The organism is Vibrio sabulosilitoris, assembly GCF_055391395.1.
In genome coordinates this window covers 1,189,118-1,205,334 of record NZ_AP029599.1, presented here as the reverse complement: position 1 = coordinate 1,205,334, position 16,217 = coordinate 1,189,118, and the positions used below count along the sequence as shown (strand labels likewise).

At 48.0% G+C, this 16,217-nt stretch carries 12 protein-coding genes; all 12 read left to right on the top strand.

Annotation, left to right across the window (positions count from 1 at the left end; genetic code table 11):
- The first annotated feature begins 132 nt into the window (after positions 1-132).
- Positions 133-951 (top strand): protein-tyrosine phosphatase family protein, encoded by an 819-nt coding sequence (locus ACZ5R2_RS05755; protein ID WP_464901396.1) that lies wholly within the window; start codon positions 133-135, stop codon positions 949-951.
- Between the two features lie 592 nt (positions 952-1,543).
- Positions 1,544-2,983, top strand: a complete 1,440-nt coding sequence (locus tag ACZ5R2_RS05750; RefSeq protein ID WP_464901395.1) for an undecaprenyl-phosphate glucose phosphotransferase — start codon at positions 1,544-1,546, stop codon at positions 2,981-2,983.
- A gap of 22 nt (positions 2,984-3,005) precedes the next feature.
- Entirely contained in the window at positions 3,006-4,244 is a 1,239-nt protein-coding gene (locus ACZ5R2_RS05745; RefSeq protein ID WP_464901394.1) for an outer membrane beta-barrel protein, read from the top strand.
- A 30-nt stretch (positions 4,245-4,274) separates the two neighbouring features.
- The gene (locus ACZ5R2_RS05740) at positions 4,275-4,799 is read left to right on the top strand and encodes a polysaccharide biosynthesis/export family protein (protein ID WP_464901393.1); all 525 of its coding nucleotides are present in this window, start codon (positions 4,275-4,277) and stop codon (positions 4,797-4,799) included.
- A gap of 272 nt (positions 4,800-5,071) precedes the next feature.
- Positions 5,072-7,300, top strand: a complete 2,229-nt coding sequence (locus ACZ5R2_RS05735) for a GumC family protein (RefSeq protein ID WP_464901392.1) — start codon at positions 5,072-5,074, stop codon at positions 7,298-7,300.
- 85 nt (positions 7,301-7,385) lie between these two features.
- Entirely contained in the window at positions 7,386-8,510 is a 1,125-nt protein-coding gene (gene wecB / locus ACZ5R2_RS05730; protein ID WP_464901391.1) for a non-hydrolyzing UDP-N-acetylglucosamine 2-epimerase, read from the top strand.
- A 45-nt stretch (positions 8,511-8,555) separates the two neighbouring features.
- The gene (wecC, locus tag ACZ5R2_RS05725; RefSeq protein WP_464901390.1) at positions 8,556-9,800 is read left to right on the top strand and encodes a UDP-N-acetyl-D-mannosamine dehydrogenase; all 1,245 of its coding nucleotides are present in this window, start codon (positions 8,556-8,558) and stop codon (positions 9,798-9,800) included.
- Positions 9,787-10,962: a hypothetical protein gene (locus ACZ5R2_RS05720; RefSeq protein WP_464901389.1), complete on the top strand. Its 1,176-nt coding sequence runs from the start codon at positions 9,787-9,789 to the stop codon at positions 10,960-10,962. The genes wecC and ACZ5R2_RS05720 overlap by 14 nt, the downstream gene beginning before the upstream one ends.
- Entirely contained in the window at positions 10,952-12,163 is a 1,212-nt protein-coding gene (locus ACZ5R2_RS05715; RefSeq protein WP_464901388.1) for a hypothetical protein, read from the top strand. Before ACZ5R2_RS05720 ends, ACZ5R2_RS05715 begins: the two co-directional genes overlap by 11 nt.
- A gap of 176 nt (positions 12,164-12,339) precedes the next feature.
- Complete coding sequence (locus ACZ5R2_RS05710; RefSeq protein WP_464901387.1) at positions 12,340-13,548, top strand: phenylacetate--CoA ligase family protein; 1,209 nt, start codon at positions 12,340-12,342, stop codon at positions 13,546-13,548.
- Positions 13,549-13,550: 2 nt separating this feature from the next.
- Positions 13,551-14,621: a glycosyltransferase family 4 protein gene (locus tag ACZ5R2_RS05705; RefSeq protein WP_464901386.1), complete on the top strand. Its 1,071-nt coding sequence runs from the start codon at positions 13,551-13,553 to the stop codon at positions 14,619-14,621.
- Positions 14,622-14,889: 268 nt separating this feature from the next.
- Positions 14,890-16,158: a phenylacetate--CoA ligase family protein gene (locus ACZ5R2_RS05700; protein ID WP_464901385.1), complete on the top strand. Its 1,269-nt coding sequence runs from the start codon at positions 14,890-14,892 to the stop codon at positions 16,156-16,158.
- Positions 16,159-16,217 lie beyond the last annotated feature (59 nt).

The window sequence follows — 16,217 nt, the reverse complement described above, 5'->3', positions numbered from 1 at the left end:
TGCGTTGGTCCCCTGTTGGACAATGTACATAAAGAGGGAAAAGGATATCACCGACCTTTCTTTGCTCCTCTGGCTAGGCGCGAGCTACCATTGTTCGCGATGGGTTGTTAAGGTCAGTACATGGGTGTAGGTATGCAACAAGCACTTTCAAACACGGAAATGCTCATGGCGAGCGAGTTAATGAATATTAAGGGTGAGGCCAAACAGCTAGCCTACAACGGTGAACGTGATAGGTTTAATCTTCCACACAATATTGAGACTAACGTCAGGCCTGATTTAAATGCTAATCGTATCTTCACCAATGGCCAACAAATCGCTATCGCGACCCAATACCCAACGGTTTCGCAGCTGGCTCCTTATCTTGAAATGCTGATGGATAACTACACGCCTGTACTGGTGGTTCTTGCCAGTCATAAGGATATCGAGAGTCACTTCCTTCCGTGCTATTTCGCCCACTCATGCAATTACGGCCCAATTCAAACTCAAGTCAAGAAAATTGGCAAACACTGTTTATCAGATGAAATAGATGTTGATCTTTACGACATTGAGATCACTCGTTCGCGAGCTTTTGTCAATGTACCTGTTATCCATGTATACGATTGGCTTGACCACGAGACGGTCTCCGCTCAAGCGACTTGTGGTCTTGTCCACTTAATCGAGGAAAAAATCACTCAAAAGCACGCCCACTACAGCAAACTCGGTGCATCAATCACTCAGTCATCGCACAACTTACTACCCGTCATCCATTGTCGAGCTGGTGTAGGACGCACTGGGCAAGTGATCGCTGCGCTGGCAATGAGCAAATACCCAACGCTCAGTCTCGCTCAAATTATCAGAGATATTCGCCGCTCTAGAAATGATGTTATGGTACAAACGCTGGCTCAAATGGAGACCTTAGTTGAAATATATGAGCAGAAAAATAGTACTAACTTCAACCTCTCTATAGGTTGACAAGCAGAAAAATACACACGCTAAAAGTAAAACCGAACATTTTATATTTTAACCTCTATCCCTAAAAATATAGTGGTCGTTTTCTACCCCGCTGCTACCGCAACTGAATTCGTCCAAGAAATTAAACCCATCAAATCATACACCTATTTACTAGAGCATAGAAAAACCCTAGCTCGACAATGGCTTACTTGGCATTAAAAATATTCACAGCAGTCGACAGTGTTGATCACTCTAGTGACTCATACATCGTCTACAATTTAAGACCACATTTAATTCACGCTACATAATAAAAGCAACCCATCGTGACAATAATATACTAATTAGCGACATTAAAATTAACTCGAATGAACTTAAGTAGTATTTACTCTAGGTCGAACATTCAGAAAAAAATAATAAGCCAGCAAAGCGCTTGTCGTTCAACTTAGATGATTAAAAACAATATTAAACACAGAGCATATTGGGGGCTGAGACCCATGGGCGGTAGCGTGCCAAAATTGGCATAGCACTATTTTTAGTCTCAATATTCTAAGCGCCTTTTAAAGCCTCTTTTTGCGGTGAGAATATTAACCCAGAACAATTGATAGGTAGCAACATGGAACAGAATGAGACAAACCAGGATCTTAAGAGTCTCAACCAAATCCGAGCCAATAAGCCCGGGTTTGGGATTTTTTACCGATTGGTCGATATGATTGTTGTCGGGCTAACCTTATATATCTCAGCCAGGCTGTATACTGGCAGTGTCGATGTTGAATTTGTGATTGTCGGTGCTTTTGGCATTTTGTGCTTCCTGCTGGTGGCAGAATCTAGTGATTTGTATCGCTGCTGGCAAAATATTTCTTTCCGTGACCATGCGATTGTCACTTTGATCCCGTGGGTCATCACCGCCTTTATCCTCGCGATGCTCGGTTACTTTACCAAAACCGGGGCCATTTTTTCGCGGGTGGTTATCGGTGTCTGGTTACTCACCACCCCATGCCTGCTACTCGGCTGGCGCTTTGTTCTGCGAACCCTGGTTTGTCATCTGTATCAAAAAGGTATGTATGCACAACGAGCGGCGATAATCGGGGTAACAACCGGCGGCTACGAGTTAGCCAAAGAGCTACAACATCATGACAACTCAGGTATCAATCTAGTGGGTTTTTTTGATGAACGCTCCCCTGAGCGCATTGAGACTGAACTAAACCAACGGTTACCCGCAGAGCTATGCGGCACTATTGAAGATGCTCTGGAACGAGCCAAGAAAGGCGATCTCCAGCAGATCTACATCGCAATGCCTTTGTATGCACGAGACCGGATAAAACAACTATTGGCACGCTTCTCCGATACGACGGCTAACACCTACTTGATTCCGGACTTTTTTGATTACCGCTTACTGTATTCACGCTGGGTCAACATAGGTAAAGTGCAAGTGCTCAGTGTCTACGACACGCCGTTCAACGGTATTTCTGCATTTATTAAGCGCGCAGAAGATATCGTTCTATCCACTGTGATCCTGACCTTGATCTCACCCGTTTTATTGGCCGTCGCGATTGGTGTCAAACTCTCCTCCCCAGGCCCCGTCATATTTAAGCAAGACCGCTATGGCTTGGACGGAAAACGGATCAAGGTTTGGAAGTTTCGTTCGATGACCTGTACTGATAACGGCAACATCGTCAAACAAGCCACCAAAAATGACCCCAGAGTAACTCGATTTGGCGCTTTTATCCGCCGCACATCACTCGATGAGCTCCCACAGTTTTTCAATGTTTTACGAGGAACTATGTCAATAGTAGGCCCTAGACCACACGCCGTCGCCCACAACGAGGAATATCGTACTATTGTTGAGAGGTACATGCTGCGTCATAAGGTGAAACCCGGGATCACCGGTTGGGCACAAATCAACGGCTTCCGCGGCGAAACTGACACCCTAAATAAAATGGAAAGTAGGGTGAAGTATGACCTAGCTTATATAGAGCGTTGGTCACTTTTGATGGATCTTAAAATTATTCTTGCCACGATCCACAAGGGGTTTACCGACGACGTCGCTTACTAAACAATTATAAAGTGGGTCGGTTATGGATAAAAAAAACGTTAAGGAAAACAGTGTTTATTGGACAAAATTTTATGGGGCAAAAGTTCATTGGGCAATTGTCGGATTAGCCGCTATGCCAAGCTGGGCAGCCGTATCACCAGCCCCATACACCACCGAGCTCGGTATTGACATTATCCCGCAAGTTTCCACTTCCTTGCAGTATAACGACAACGTCACCAATGAGCTTAGAAGCGGTGATCAGATATCTTCGAGCGTGTTCGTTATTACACCCTCAGTCAGGGCAGTCGCTGAACGTGGGAAGCAAACCTACAGTGCAGAGTATCTGCTGAGCAGCGGCACTTACTTTAGCAGTAGCGAAGATAATTACCTCGACCATAGGATTAATCTTGATGCCGAGTGGGATATCAACGTTCGTAACGACCTGTACATCAATTATGAGTACAACCTCAGTCATGAGGAACGTGGGACGGAGCTGACCGAGGGAGTGCCCAATGCATTTGATGCTCCACTGGAATACTCAACCAATCTGATTGAACTGACCTATGGTTATGGCGCAGACGGTGCGCGTGGGCGTATCGAAGGAACAATTGGCTACTCCGATCGAAGATATCAAAACTTTACTGAACGGACTCGAGTTCGTGATTATGACCAGAATCACTATGAGGCTATTCTTTACGTTCGAGTTCGGCCCGCGACTCGAGTATTCGCCAATATCCTCAAAGAGGATCGCACCTACAAGCAACAAGCAACTAATCAGCCTGACCTGAGTAGCGATACTATTTTCTATTACGGGGGCGTCGAGTGGGATATCACCGAGAAAACCACTGGGCGAGTGCGCCTGGGTTTACAAGATAAACAATTTGACGATAGCGGGCGTGAAGACTTTGACGGCACTAGCTGGGACGCCAACCTCACCTACCTACCCAAGCGTCATTCGCGTTTGGAATTCGAGACCTCACAACGCGCCAAGGACCCAGATCAGCTTGGTGACTTTATTGAAGAAAATCGCTACGCCGTTAGCTGGCGTCATTTTTGGCGCCAGCGATTCTCAACACTCGCCGGTTATACTTACCTAGATGAAGAGTACACCGGTGACAATCGCGACGACGAGACCAATCTATGGAATCTCGAAGCGACCTATGACCTGCGTCGTTGGGTATCCCTCTCTTTAGGGTGGCGCTACAACGACAAAGAGTCAACGCAAGACGGGATCGGTCATCAGCAACATATATGGTATCTCACTGCTGATGTCTCCCTTTAAGGACAGTACACATCACGGAGTATTAGACCCATGTTAAAACAACACCTCGCACTTATTGCTCTCGCCGCTAGCTTAGGCGCTCATGCGAATGAATATGAGCAAAACTACCAATTGGATGCCGGCGATACTATCCAGATTGAGGTTTACAATGAACCTGACTTGTCGATTGACCAGTTACTTATTGGGGCCAGCGGCAATTTCGACTACCCCTACTTGGGCAAGCTTTTAGCAAAGGGCAAAACTCCAGAGCAACTACAACAGGAGATCTACACCGGATTAGATGGTGAGTTCCTAGTCGCGCCAAAAATCCGGGTCAATATCATTACGTTTCGAAATATCTACATCAACGGTGAGGTACAAAGACCTGGAGGGTATGAGTACCGCCCTGGTTTAACGGTTGATAAAGCCATTGCGTTAGCTGGTGGCTTTACTGACCGAGCCTCTCGTCGAGGTATCACGATTAATAAACCCAATAGTACCAAGGCTAAGAAAGTCAGCTTAGACACTGAAGTCAAACCTGGCGAAATCATCGTAGTTGATGAGAGTTTTTTCTAAGCCTTTTATTTAAAACTCAACAGCCTAGCTAAGAAAGTATGAATTCAGGCTGAGATAATTAAACTAAAAGTTTTAATTACTCTCCTGAATCTTACTTTTACTACACATCATTCCCTCCCAGTGAAACTAAAATCATATCGTAGCGCCGGACACGGCAATTACACACGATAAACCATGGAAATAATGGTAGACAATGACCATTGAGAAATAAGCATGCTGTCTGTACAACACAGCCACGGACTTGCGCATCTCATATTTATGGATAAAAAACCATGTTGGATACAAACAAAACAAATATTAGCCGTCAAAATGAGCTTATCGATATTAAAAAGTACTTAAATATACTCAATAAATATCGCACCTGGCTTATTTTGATCACGCTGAGTGCAGCAATTATCGCTGTTATTGCTGCTATCTCTATTACCCCAATATATCGAGCAACCAGCGTATTATTGATCGATAACCAGCAGCCAAACATTGTGTCTGTAGAAGATGTTATGGGTATTGATACCAGCCAGCAAGAGTACCATCAAACCCAGTACCAGGTGCTGAGATCAAACCGTATCGCCGAGCGCGTAATTAGTACCCTCAATCTTTCCGCGCTACCCGAGTTCAGTGGTGAAGGTGAATCGCCGGGCCTAATTGACCAGATTAAGCAAAAAGTCTACTCAATCGAGTTACTTCAACCTTATTTACCTGCCCAGCCAGTACCTACTGCTGAGCAAAAACAGACCAGCATAGAGCACCGTGTGCTGGGTCGATTTAAGGAGCGTCTCACCGTAACTCCGATCAAGCAGACTCGTCTAGTTAATGTCAGTTTTGAGTCGCAAGACCCACAATTAGCCGCTCAAGTGGCAAACGAGGTTGGCACGGCATACATCAATTCAATCCTTGAGGCGCGTATTAGTGTGACTAATGACGCTTCTGGTTGGCTTGGCGATCGCTTGACCGAGCTCAAGCAGCAACTTGAGGACTCTGAGCAGGCCCTGACCGATTACCTTAAGCAGGAAGGCTTGGTTGATCTCGGTGCTATCGGTGGTATCGACAGCTTGGCTTCGAGTGAGTTGTCAGATCTGACCAGTCGTATCGCCGCAGCTAATGAGAGACGCATCGCTGCAGAGGCAACCGCCAGCCAACTGCGTAGCAGTCGCAACTCATCGTCCATCTCTGAGATCTCTCGCCACCCACAAATGCGTGACATCCGCATGGCACAATTTGAGGCTGAGCGGAATGTGTCTGAGCTGTCCAACCGCTACGGCCCAAAACATGACAGAATGGTTCAAGCACAAGCACAATTGCAAGCAACGCGCCGCAGTGCCAACGCGCTACTCAATCAATTATTAGCTGAGCAAGATAAGGAGCGACAAGCGGCCTTACAACAAGAGCGAAGCCTTAAGCAGATGCTGGCTGAGAAGAAACGCGAGTACCAACAACTTACAATCAAAGAGGCTGAGTTTAACGCCCTCAAACGCGAAGTCGAGAGTAACCGCCAGCTTTACGATACCTTTTTGACTCGTCAGAAAGAAACCAATGCCAGTGGCAAGTTCGACAGCGTTAACGCCAGCTTCTCTGATGTAGCGATTGCGCCGCAACAACCCGTTAAGCCAAACAAGAGCTTGATTGTTGGCTTAGCAACCATCATGTCTGCTCTGTGCTCCATGTCGGTGGTGCTGCTCTTTGAAGCACTCAGTGACACGATTGAAAAGCCAGAAGATGTGGAAAGTAAACTCGGCCTGACCCTGCTTGGCTCGGTGCCTCTGGTGAAGTCTCGCCGCCTTGGGTCTAAAGCACTCGACTCTGACCTGTATTTTGACCCTAAACATCACCCATATACCGAGGCGATTCGCTCGATTCGCACCACTTTACAACTTAATGCGCACCGACAACACAGCAAGCTCATCACACTGACATCGGCGATCCCAGGGGAAGGGAAAACCACGACCTCTCTTAACCTGGCGATCTCACTCGCTGGCCTCGGCAAGGTGCTATTGATTGATACTGACCTGCGTTCACCATCGGTTGGCGAGCGCTTTGGCCTCGACCCGAAGCATCCTGGCGTATCCAATATTTTGGTTTCAGGGACGGCCATTGAGGAGTGTATCTATCGTGATGAGAAGTCTGGTTTGGATGTACTGCCTGCGGGCTTGTTAGTACCAAATCCACAAGAGCTTCTTAGCTCGAAGAAGCTCGAGACTTTGCTTGAAACGGTACAGAACCACTACGACAAGGTCGTGGTCGACACACCGCCATGTCAGGCTGTAAGTGATGCCCTATTGATTGCCCGCCAGACTGGCTCAGTGGAACTTGTTGTGCACGCTGGCTCAACCAAGGTCAATTTGGTGAAGTCAACCATCTCAAAGCTGATCAACTGTGACATCAACATCGGTGGCGTGATCTTAAACCAAGTCGAGAAGAAGCACTCCGATTTGTACAGCTATTACGATGGCTACAGCAACAACTACCAAAAGAGCGCTACGGTGCACAAGATCTCGGGGCAGTAACCGAGGCAGCTGTTGCCAAGGTTTTGCCTTTCGAAGCATTAATAGCACCTTGTTTGATTCACTGATTAAATGGATTTAGAGACCGATGAGTAAGAAAGTACTGTCTGTTTTTGGTACCCGACCTGAGGCGATAAAAATGGCGCCTGTGGTACAAGCGCTTAAGGACGATGAGCGATTTGACGCTAAAGTCTGTGTCACTGGTCAGCATCGGGAGATGCTCGACCAAGTACTGGATCTGTTTCAAATCACACCCGACTTTGACCTAGATATTATGCGTCCCAAACAAACCCTTGGTCAGGTTACATCGAATATCCTTCAGGCGCTTGATGCCGTACTTGAGGAGTTTCAGCCTGATGTGGTGTTAGTTCACGGTGACACTGCCACCACGTTTGCAGCTTCATTAGCGGCTTACTATCGGCATATCTCCGTTGGACATGTTGAGGCCGGCTTGCGCACCGGCAACATCTACTCGCCATGGCCAGAAGAGGCAAATCGCAAGTTAACAGGCTGCCTGACCAAATACCATTTTGCTCCGACCAGTACGTCACAAGACAACCTTTTGGCAGAAAACATTGACCCTAACCATGTTTATGTCACCGGCAATACTGTGATTGATGCGCTGTTTATGATTCGCGATCGCATTGAGAGTGATAACGATCTCAAGGCCACCTTAGCGGTAATGTTCCCGCAACTTAACCTAGAGCAAAAGCTGATATTGGTCACAGGGCATCGTCGAGAAAACTTCGGCTCTGGTATCGAGCAGATTTGCCAGGCTCTTGCCACTACCGCGGCTAAACACCCCGATTGTCAGATCGTCTACCCAGTGCACCTCAATCCAAATGTCAAAGAGCCGGTCAATGCGCTGTTGTATGGCATCAACAACGTGCACTTGATTGAGCCGCAGCAGTATTTGGCGTTTGTATACCTGATGAATCAAGCCCACATCATCTTGACTGACTCCGGCGGTATCCAAGAGGAGGCACCATCGCTGGGTAAGCCTGTCTTGGTGATGCGCGATACAACCGAGCGGCCAGAAGCTGTTGACGCAGGCACAGTCAAACTGGTCGGCACTGACGCTGACACCATTTCTCAAGCTTTGGACGAATTGCTGACCAACCCGAGCACCTATCAAAGCATGGCGCAAGCGACCAACCCTTATGGGGATGGTAAGGCAACAGAGCGAATTTTGGCAGCGCTAGCCACACGCTAAACACACTAGTTCAACTTTTTGTCTCACGGAATAGAGAGCGTAATTATGTCTTTGCCATTCAAAAATGTATCTGTTATCGGACTGGGCTACATCGGCCTACCTACCGCAGCTGTGCTAGCGTCGCGTGGCGTGAACGTACTGGGCGTCGATGTGAACCCGAACACCGTCGATACCGTCAACCAAGGAAAGATCCACATTATCGAGCCAGATTTGGATATCGTCGTCCGCAGTGTGGTTCAGACTGAAAATTTGCGTGCCACCACAACGCCGGAACCAAGCGATGCCTTTTTGATTGCCGTGCCCACCCCGATTCTTGACAACAAACAACCCGACCTCTCGTATGTGGAAGCAGCGGCCAAAGCCATCGCACCTGTGCTAGAAAAAGGCAATTTGGTGGTCGTCGAGTCCACTTCACCTGTCGGCACAACGGAAATGGTTGCTGAGTGGCTAAAACATGCACGTCCGGACTTGTGCTTTCCTTGTGATAGTACTGATCAAGCGGATATTCATATTGCCCACTGTCCAGAGCGAGTATTGCCAGGCTATGTCCTGCAAGAGCTGGTATCCAACGATCGCATCATCGGTGGCCTCTCCAAGGCCTGCTCACAACGCGCGGTCGAGCTGTACAAGATTTTCGTCCGTGGTGACTGCATCACGACAAACGCGCGCACCGCAGAGATGTCCAAGCTAACCGAGAACTCGTTTCGTGATGTCAACATCGCCTATGCCAATGAGCTTTCCGTCATCTGTGACAAACTCAAGATCAATGTGTGGGAACTCATTCGACTGGCCAATCGCCATCCACGCGTCAATGTACTAAGCCCAGGTCCCGGCGTTGGCGGACACTGCATCGCAATCGACCCATGGTTTATTGTCGATAGTTGCCCAGAGGAGGCTAAGCTTATTCTCCAGGCACGCTTAACCAATGACGCCAAACCTCATTACGTCGTCGACAAGGTGACCCGCCATGCCGAAGAGTTTAAAGCGCCAGTGATCGCTTGCTTGGGTGTTACTTACAAGCCTGATATTGATGACATGCGAGAGAGCCCAGCACTACAGATTGTTCAAGAGCTTGCCGCACACTATGGCAACAAGATGTACGTCGTGGAGCCAAACATCCATGCTCTGCCGGAAGACTTGGTGCGGGCTGGGGTTGAGTTGATGCCACTCGATTCGGCCGTTGAGGGTGCTAACATCATTGTGGCACTGGTGAACCATAAAGAGTTTGCTGATATCGATAAGACTCAGCTAACCGCAAAAGTGGTGATAGATACTCATGGAATTATCTAGACTCTCAGTACACCCGATAGAGCGGGTGTACGTCAATATCGCACTGTTTGCTTTGTGCATGAAGCTACTGATTTCTCCTTGGGCGACCGGGGTTTATGAAACAGCTTCAGTCAATAGTATCGCGCAGTTGTTCGATATCCTGATCCTATGCAGCGTGCTGATTTATATCCCATTCACCTTACGGACCTTCTCTTTCTTGTACGTGGTTGCCCTGATTTCAGGACTGACCTTCTGTTTGTCGACCATGATATACACCGACGAAAGCTTAGTGCGCGCCATCACCGCACACCTGCGCGTTTATCTGCCTTTGATGCTTTTCCCGATGCTAGCGTCCTATTTCTCTAAGGACTTTTCCCTTGCATCGCTGATCGCTAAGCGGCTGTGTCTGTACATTGCCGTTTTGACGATTGCCGGTTTAGTACTTTTACCCGACTCAGGAAACCGCCTTGAGTTGTGGCTACCTTCCTACTTTGGTGGCTTGCATACCACAGCCTATGTCGCGTTGTCGGTGTTCTTTATTCTGTACGTACTGCACATTAGTCACCAAGTCAGCCTGCGGCTACTGACGCTATGTGGCTTGGCTATCCTTGTGACCATTAGTGTCGGTTGGGGCGTGCGCACCGCAACCGGTGCCGGCCTGATCTTCCTCGGGTTGTTACTCTCAAACCGAATGCGGCTTGGTGAGTCATCGTTATTTGAGTCGCTTTTACCGCTGCTTGGGGTCGTCCTACTCTTTATCGCTGCCTTTGTGGTCGCTACGCCCGAGTTTGAACTGTTCACCTCTGGGCGCACCTCGATGTACATGGAAAAAGTCGAGCAACTGGGCAACAATGAGCCTCTCGCCTGGCTAATCGGTAACGGTGCCGGCAGCGACTTGATCATCACTGAGATATGGTGGTGGGAGGAGAAAGGGGCGCACAGTGACGTGTTGACCTTCTTGGTTGAAGGGGGCGTGATTTATCTTGGGCTAGCTTTGGCGACTTTTGCCTACTTGTATCGAATGTTCGCCCAATCAGGCGTGCGCTTCATCATCCTGGCCTTCATGTTCACCATCACCTTTAGTAACGGGCTGATTACACGCCCTTTACCTGCGTACGTGTTTTACGTCTCGCTGGCCCTAGCCTTCGCCTACTTTTATCAAGAAGAACAGCATGATCAATAAAATTTATCCCTTACTCGCTATCTCTTTTCCCAGTGGCTACAAGCTGTTCGTGGTGTTGGTCGCCACCGTTTTAGCTGGGCATGAAGTCGCTAAAGAGTTCTCGCAGGGCTTCTTTTGGGTGGCGTTTTTGTCGTCATTTACCGGGCTACCGATCGCCTCAATCATGATGTCAAAAGATTATAAACTCAGCCTTCAGCAGAAATATCTTATCCCGATTATCTTCTCATTTTTGGCATTTCTGATTGCCTACGCCCTCACTCTAAAGGACGATGGCACTGCCTACTGTGTCGCGGTGCTGCTGTCGACGATTTTCTTATCACTTTATGAAGTAGCCAAGCGAGAGCACCTCAATATCGCGGCTTTTAAACCACTCCTCAAGGCTAGTTTTGCCACTACGGTATTATTTAGTGTCTGCGCTTACTTTGTCATCGACAACGCGCCTTTGCTGCTCACCATGTCGATCTTACTGTTTTTCCTGCCACTATTGTTGATTGATAAGGCCGAGGACGAATGTGCTGACCAAGCGCCGTCAGTCGGGCATCGGGAGGCTATTTCACACTATTTTAGGTACGCCGCATCAAATATGTTCTCTACCTCTCTGATGTGTTTCGTTCCCTTAGTCTTGATTGGAGAGCTGGGTGAAGACCTCGCGCCTCAGATCACCCAGGTATTCTATATCTCGGGTGTGGCTTATTTGATCCCACGAGCAATGTCAGCCAAGCATATTCCCGATATGCGCCTCAATGGCATCCACAAGCAAAATGTTTACACCTTCTTTTTTTGCATCCTCGCTTTTGCCAGTGTGGCCATTTTTACGGTGTGGCAGGTGGTCCAATATGTCTACCCAGAAAGCTGGCTGGCATTTTTGCTGATTTTTGTTGCCATGCAGGTCTCGCAGCTTAGCCTACCTTTTTCGAATGTTCTGCAAGTTTGTGGCCGTTCGAGCACGATAATGAAGATCAATGCCTTCTCGTCGCTATTGCTCGCTTTAGCCAGTGGTCTTGCATTTTTAACCATGGATCAAGGCTACGATCGTGCCTTGTTATTGATGCTGTTATTTGTTGGCTTTCAGTGCATAAAACTGTATCTCAACCACCTTTACGCGTCACAAATAATGAACCGTAACCATACGGCAAGCCCAACGTCACTGAAGACAACAACCAATATTGAGGTCAAACACTCAAAGGGCTCACCACTGTAAGCGCCTGATAAAAAACAAAAGACCATGATTGACCAGATGACAACAAGATGGCCAAAAAAGTCTGCGCCGATTCGCAATAACTCAATACCCAACTAACTTCATTAGCACAGGGACTTGAGCGCGGCTAACCTTATTGATGTCATTTTACTGACTGCAAGTTTATAGGATATAAATCAATGTTTAAGCAGTTGCCGGTATACACAAAAGATTTTTTTTGGTGGCTCCTCAAGGAGAATCATGCCGCCAATTTTATCTATCGAAACCATTTAGGGAAGATTTTCAAGAACTTTACCCCATACCAAGTTAGCACCCAGAATCTGCCCATCATTGATAAAACCGACTTAATGAAACGAGCCGAGTCTGAGCGGCGAAACAGCCGCTTTTTCATTAAGGGCTACACCAGTGGCACGACTAATTCACCAATGACGGTGTATCGCAGTTATAAATCAGTGATTCTCGAAGAGTACATCGTTAAGACCCACCTCAAAGCACAAGGTGTTCCCATTCGGCCTAATATTGCGGTGCTACGCGGCGACAATGTATGCGACCCAGACAGGAAAGTAGCTCCATACTGGCGAAAAATGCCCTTCACCAAACGACTGATGATGTCCTCTTTTCACCTATCTGAGCATACCTTCGTCGACTATTTGACGGAGCTGGAGCACTACAAGCCAGATGTAATCATGGCGTATCCAAGCACAATCACACCATTAGCTAAAATGGCGCAAAGTATCGGCTGGCAGCCATGTTGGGATCTAAAATGTGTATTTACCAGCAGTGAAACCTTTAGCGATGAAAATCAACAACTGGTCAAGCGTGTCTTTGGCAGCGTGTTTGACCATTATGGTCAAGCTGAGCGTGTGGCTACCCTCCAGCAGTGCCGCTATGGCAATTATCACGTGCGAGATGATTATTCGATAGTCGAGTTCGTTGAAGATGAGTACGGCACTAAGATTGTTGGTAGCAACGTCCACAACAACGCCATGCCACTGCTGCGTTATGATACTAAGGATTACGTTGAGGGGCTGCATACCGATGGTGGCTGCCCGTGTGGTAACTCGGCACCCTTTGTCACCCGTATCCTCGGGCGGAATGATGACTACGTGGTGTTGGCAGATGGGCGACGTATTGGTCGTCTAGACGTGGCCTTTAAGGGGCTCAATGACCTTATCGAGTGTCAAATTGAGCAGCGTCTCAACGATGAACTGATTGTTCGCTACGTCCCCCACCAAAACACCAACTTGGTTAAGTTGGAATCGGCAATGGAAGAGGGGCTGCGATCTCGGCTTGGATCACTGGTCCAGCTCAAATTTGAGGCAACCGAGGAGATTCCTCGTACCGCAGCGGGCAAGTTCCGCTCAGTAATCAGAACTGGGGGACTGTAGCCATGCGTCAATCTATCAATCTTATGGTCGGCACCGACCGGTCGGGGCAGGGAGGCATCGCCACCGTCGTCAGCATTTATCAGCAAGAAGGGTTGCTGCACAAGCATAACTTTCGTTACATCGCCAGCCACTCCTCACGTAATACCACCAAACTGCAAGCGCTGCTGACCCACCTGCGCTGCTTGGCAACCATCATAGCTTATGGCTTAAGGTTCCAAATTGGCCTGATCCACGTTCATATGGCCTCACGCGGTAGCTATATGCGTAAGGCTCAAGTTGTTCGTTTAGGGAAATGGCTCGGTGCCCGGATCATTATTCACCTGCATGGTGCAGAGTTCAGAAAGTTCTACGCTAACGAGTGCACGCCCGCCAAGCAGCAAGCCATCCGGAATACCTTTAACCTAGCAGACAAGGTGATCGTCCTCTCCACTCAGTGGTTGAGCTGGATGGAGGCCATAGTCGACGAGCCAGCCAAAGTCACTGTGGTGCATAACTCGGTACCCAAGATGCACCTAGAGACGATTCCCAGCAGCACCAGTAACATCCTCTTCCTCGGGCGACTGAGCAAACGCAAGGGCACCGAAGACCTGCTGCGTGCGTTTGCCAGCATCGCTCCTCAGTTTCCCGACAGTCGCTTGGTGCTCGGAGGGGATGGCGATATCGAGGTTTACAAAGATTTGGCCAAACGGCTTGAGATATACGACCAGGTGCTGTTCCTCGGTTGGATATCTGGCCAGGAAAAAAACGACTGGATGGCCAAATCGAGTATCTACGTCTTACCCAGCTATAATGAGGGCTTTCCGATGGGAATACTCGAGGCAATGTCGGCCAAAATCCCGGTGGTTTCCTCTTTTGCCGGTGGTATCCCTGATGCCATAACCAGCGACAAAGAGGGACTGTTGATTGAAGCTGGTGATACTCAGGCGTTGGCCGAAGCGCTCAGTTCACTGCTGGCCAGCGATGCATTGCGCGACACCATTTCCCAGCAGGCGTACAAGAAGTACTGTAGTAACTTCAGCCCTATGGTGATCATGCCCAAGCTAGAAAGAATATATAAAGAGCTTCTGACCTGACGAGCTCTCAACAAGGCGTGTTTAGGACCCAAGCCCCGAGGCACCTAACTCGATTCTAAGCAACAACTTATAAATAGCTTACATCGTTCTAATTAGTGCATTTTAATAATGAACGAGCAATATTAAGAACCTACAAAATAGCAAATATGACTAGCGATGCAGCCAGTTTGGTATTGAGAGGCAAACTGTAATGTTCAGAACTCAAATATACATTAGAAGTCACCACTATATTCAGAGCATCCTCATCTCGATCCGAGGATTACTGAGAATGCTGGTCCGAGAACGTGGTGATACCAATGAAATAATGGAAAATGTCCTCAACCTAGAATATGACCGTGCCGCGATGGACGCCTATAAGAAACAGTGCCTGAGCGACACGCTGCATAACGCACTGGAAAATACCGAATACTATCGCCCCTACCGCGATCTGCTCAAAACTGAGTCCGACCCCTATAAGATACTCAAGCAGATCCCCACCATCAACAAACAGGACCTGGTGGACAACCCACACGCCTTTGTCAACGTAAACCAGAAAGGGGTCACCATCAAAAACTGCACCAGTGGTACCAGTGGTATTCCGGTCACCATTCGCCAAGACTTGCGCACGGTCAAGATCGAGCAGGCATTCGTTAGCCGTTACCTGCAACAGGCTGGTTATGTCAAGGGTGACAAGCGCGCTTGGATACGTGCAGAGTTGATTGTGCCGCTCGCCTCGAAACAGCCACCGTACTGGCGTTATTCCTATTTCGAAAATATGATGCTGATGTCCTCATTTCACCTGACTAACCAATCGATTCCCTTATACCTAAAGGCACTAGAGAGGTTTGGCACTCAAATCATCCAGGCGACCCCATCGTCGATACTAGCGCTGGCGAAGTATCTTGAGGCCAATGACGCTTATTATCAAGGCACGCTCAAATCGATCATTACTTCGTCAGAATGGCTGCCACCAGAGATGCGCCACATCGTCGAAGAGCGCTTTAAGTGTAAGGTCTTTGACTGGTATGGGCTGTCTGAGCGTGTCGCCAGTGCAGGCCTGTGTGAGCATGGTCGCTACCACATCAATGAGGACTACAGCTATGTTGAGCTGGATCCGGTTGGTGACAACCGCTTTGAGATCATCGGCACCAATTTTATTAATCATCTCTACCCCATTTTGCGCTATCGCACCGGAGATTTCGTGACCATCACCAGCGAAGGGCCTTGCCAATGCGGTAAGGTCACACCGAGCTTTGATTACATCGAAGGACGGGTGTGTGACTACATTACCGACAAGCTCGGCAATAATGTCTCGTCGGTGGCGCACATCTCGAAAGGGATTCACGGCTTGCTTGATACACAGATCATTCAGCACTCAGAGAATACCATTGAGGCCCATGTGGTGGTCAATGAGGCGTTTGATAGCCACCAGCAAGACCTACTGATTGCTAAATGCAAGCTTAAGCTCGGCGAATCGATGAATGTGATCATTAAAGAAGTTGAGCAGATTCCAAGAACTGAAAATGGCAAAGTCATACAAGTTATTTCTAATATGTAAAGACGCATCGTTTATTGGCTAGGAATCCAAAAACCATAAACTAACTTGAACACAATGGA

Bases quoted from the DNA above. Each gene is read 5' to 3' on its own strand.
- ACZ5R2_RS05755 (WP_464901396.1), top strand. From the start codon at position 133: ATGCAACAAGCACTTTCAAACACGGAAATGCTCATGGCGAGCGAGTTA.
- ACZ5R2_RS05750 (WP_464901395.1), top strand. From the start codon at position 1,544: ATGGAACAGAATGAGACAAACCAGGATCTTAAGAGTCTCAACCAAATC.
- ACZ5R2_RS05745 (WP_464901394.1), top strand. From the start codon at position 3,006: ATGGATAAAAAAAACGTTAAGGAAAACAGTGTTTATTGGACAAAATTT.
- ACZ5R2_RS05740 (WP_464901393.1), top strand. From the start codon at position 4,275: ATGTTAAAACAACACCTCGCACTTATTGCTCTCGCCGCTAGCTTAGGC.
- ACZ5R2_RS05735 (WP_464901392.1), top strand. From the start codon at position 5,072: ATGTTGGATACAAACAAAACAAATATTAGCCGTCAAAATGAGCTTATC.
- wecB (WP_464901391.1), top strand. From the start codon at position 7,386: ATGAGTAAGAAAGTACTGTCTGTTTTTGGTACCCGACCTGAGGCGATA.
- wecC (WP_464901390.1), top strand. From the start codon at position 8,556: ATGTCTTTGCCATTCAAAAATGTATCTGTTATCGGACTGGGCTACATC.
- ACZ5R2_RS05720 (WP_464901389.1), top strand. From the start codon at position 9,787: ATGGAATTATCTAGACTCTCAGTACACCCGATAGAGCGGGTGTACGTC.
- ACZ5R2_RS05715 (WP_464901388.1), top strand. From the start codon at position 10,952: ATGATCAATAAAATTTATCCCTTACTCGCTATCTCTTTTCCCAGTGGC.
- ACZ5R2_RS05710 (WP_464901387.1), top strand. From the start codon at position 12,340: ATGTTTAAGCAGTTGCCGGTATACACAAAAGATTTTTTTTGGTGGCTC.
- ACZ5R2_RS05705 (WP_464901386.1), top strand. From the start codon at position 13,551: ATGCGTCAATCTATCAATCTTATGGTCGGCACCGACCGGTCGGGGCAG.
- ACZ5R2_RS05700 (WP_464901385.1), top strand. From the start codon at position 14,890: ATGCTGGTCCGAGAACGTGGTGATACCAATGAAATAATGGAAAATGTC.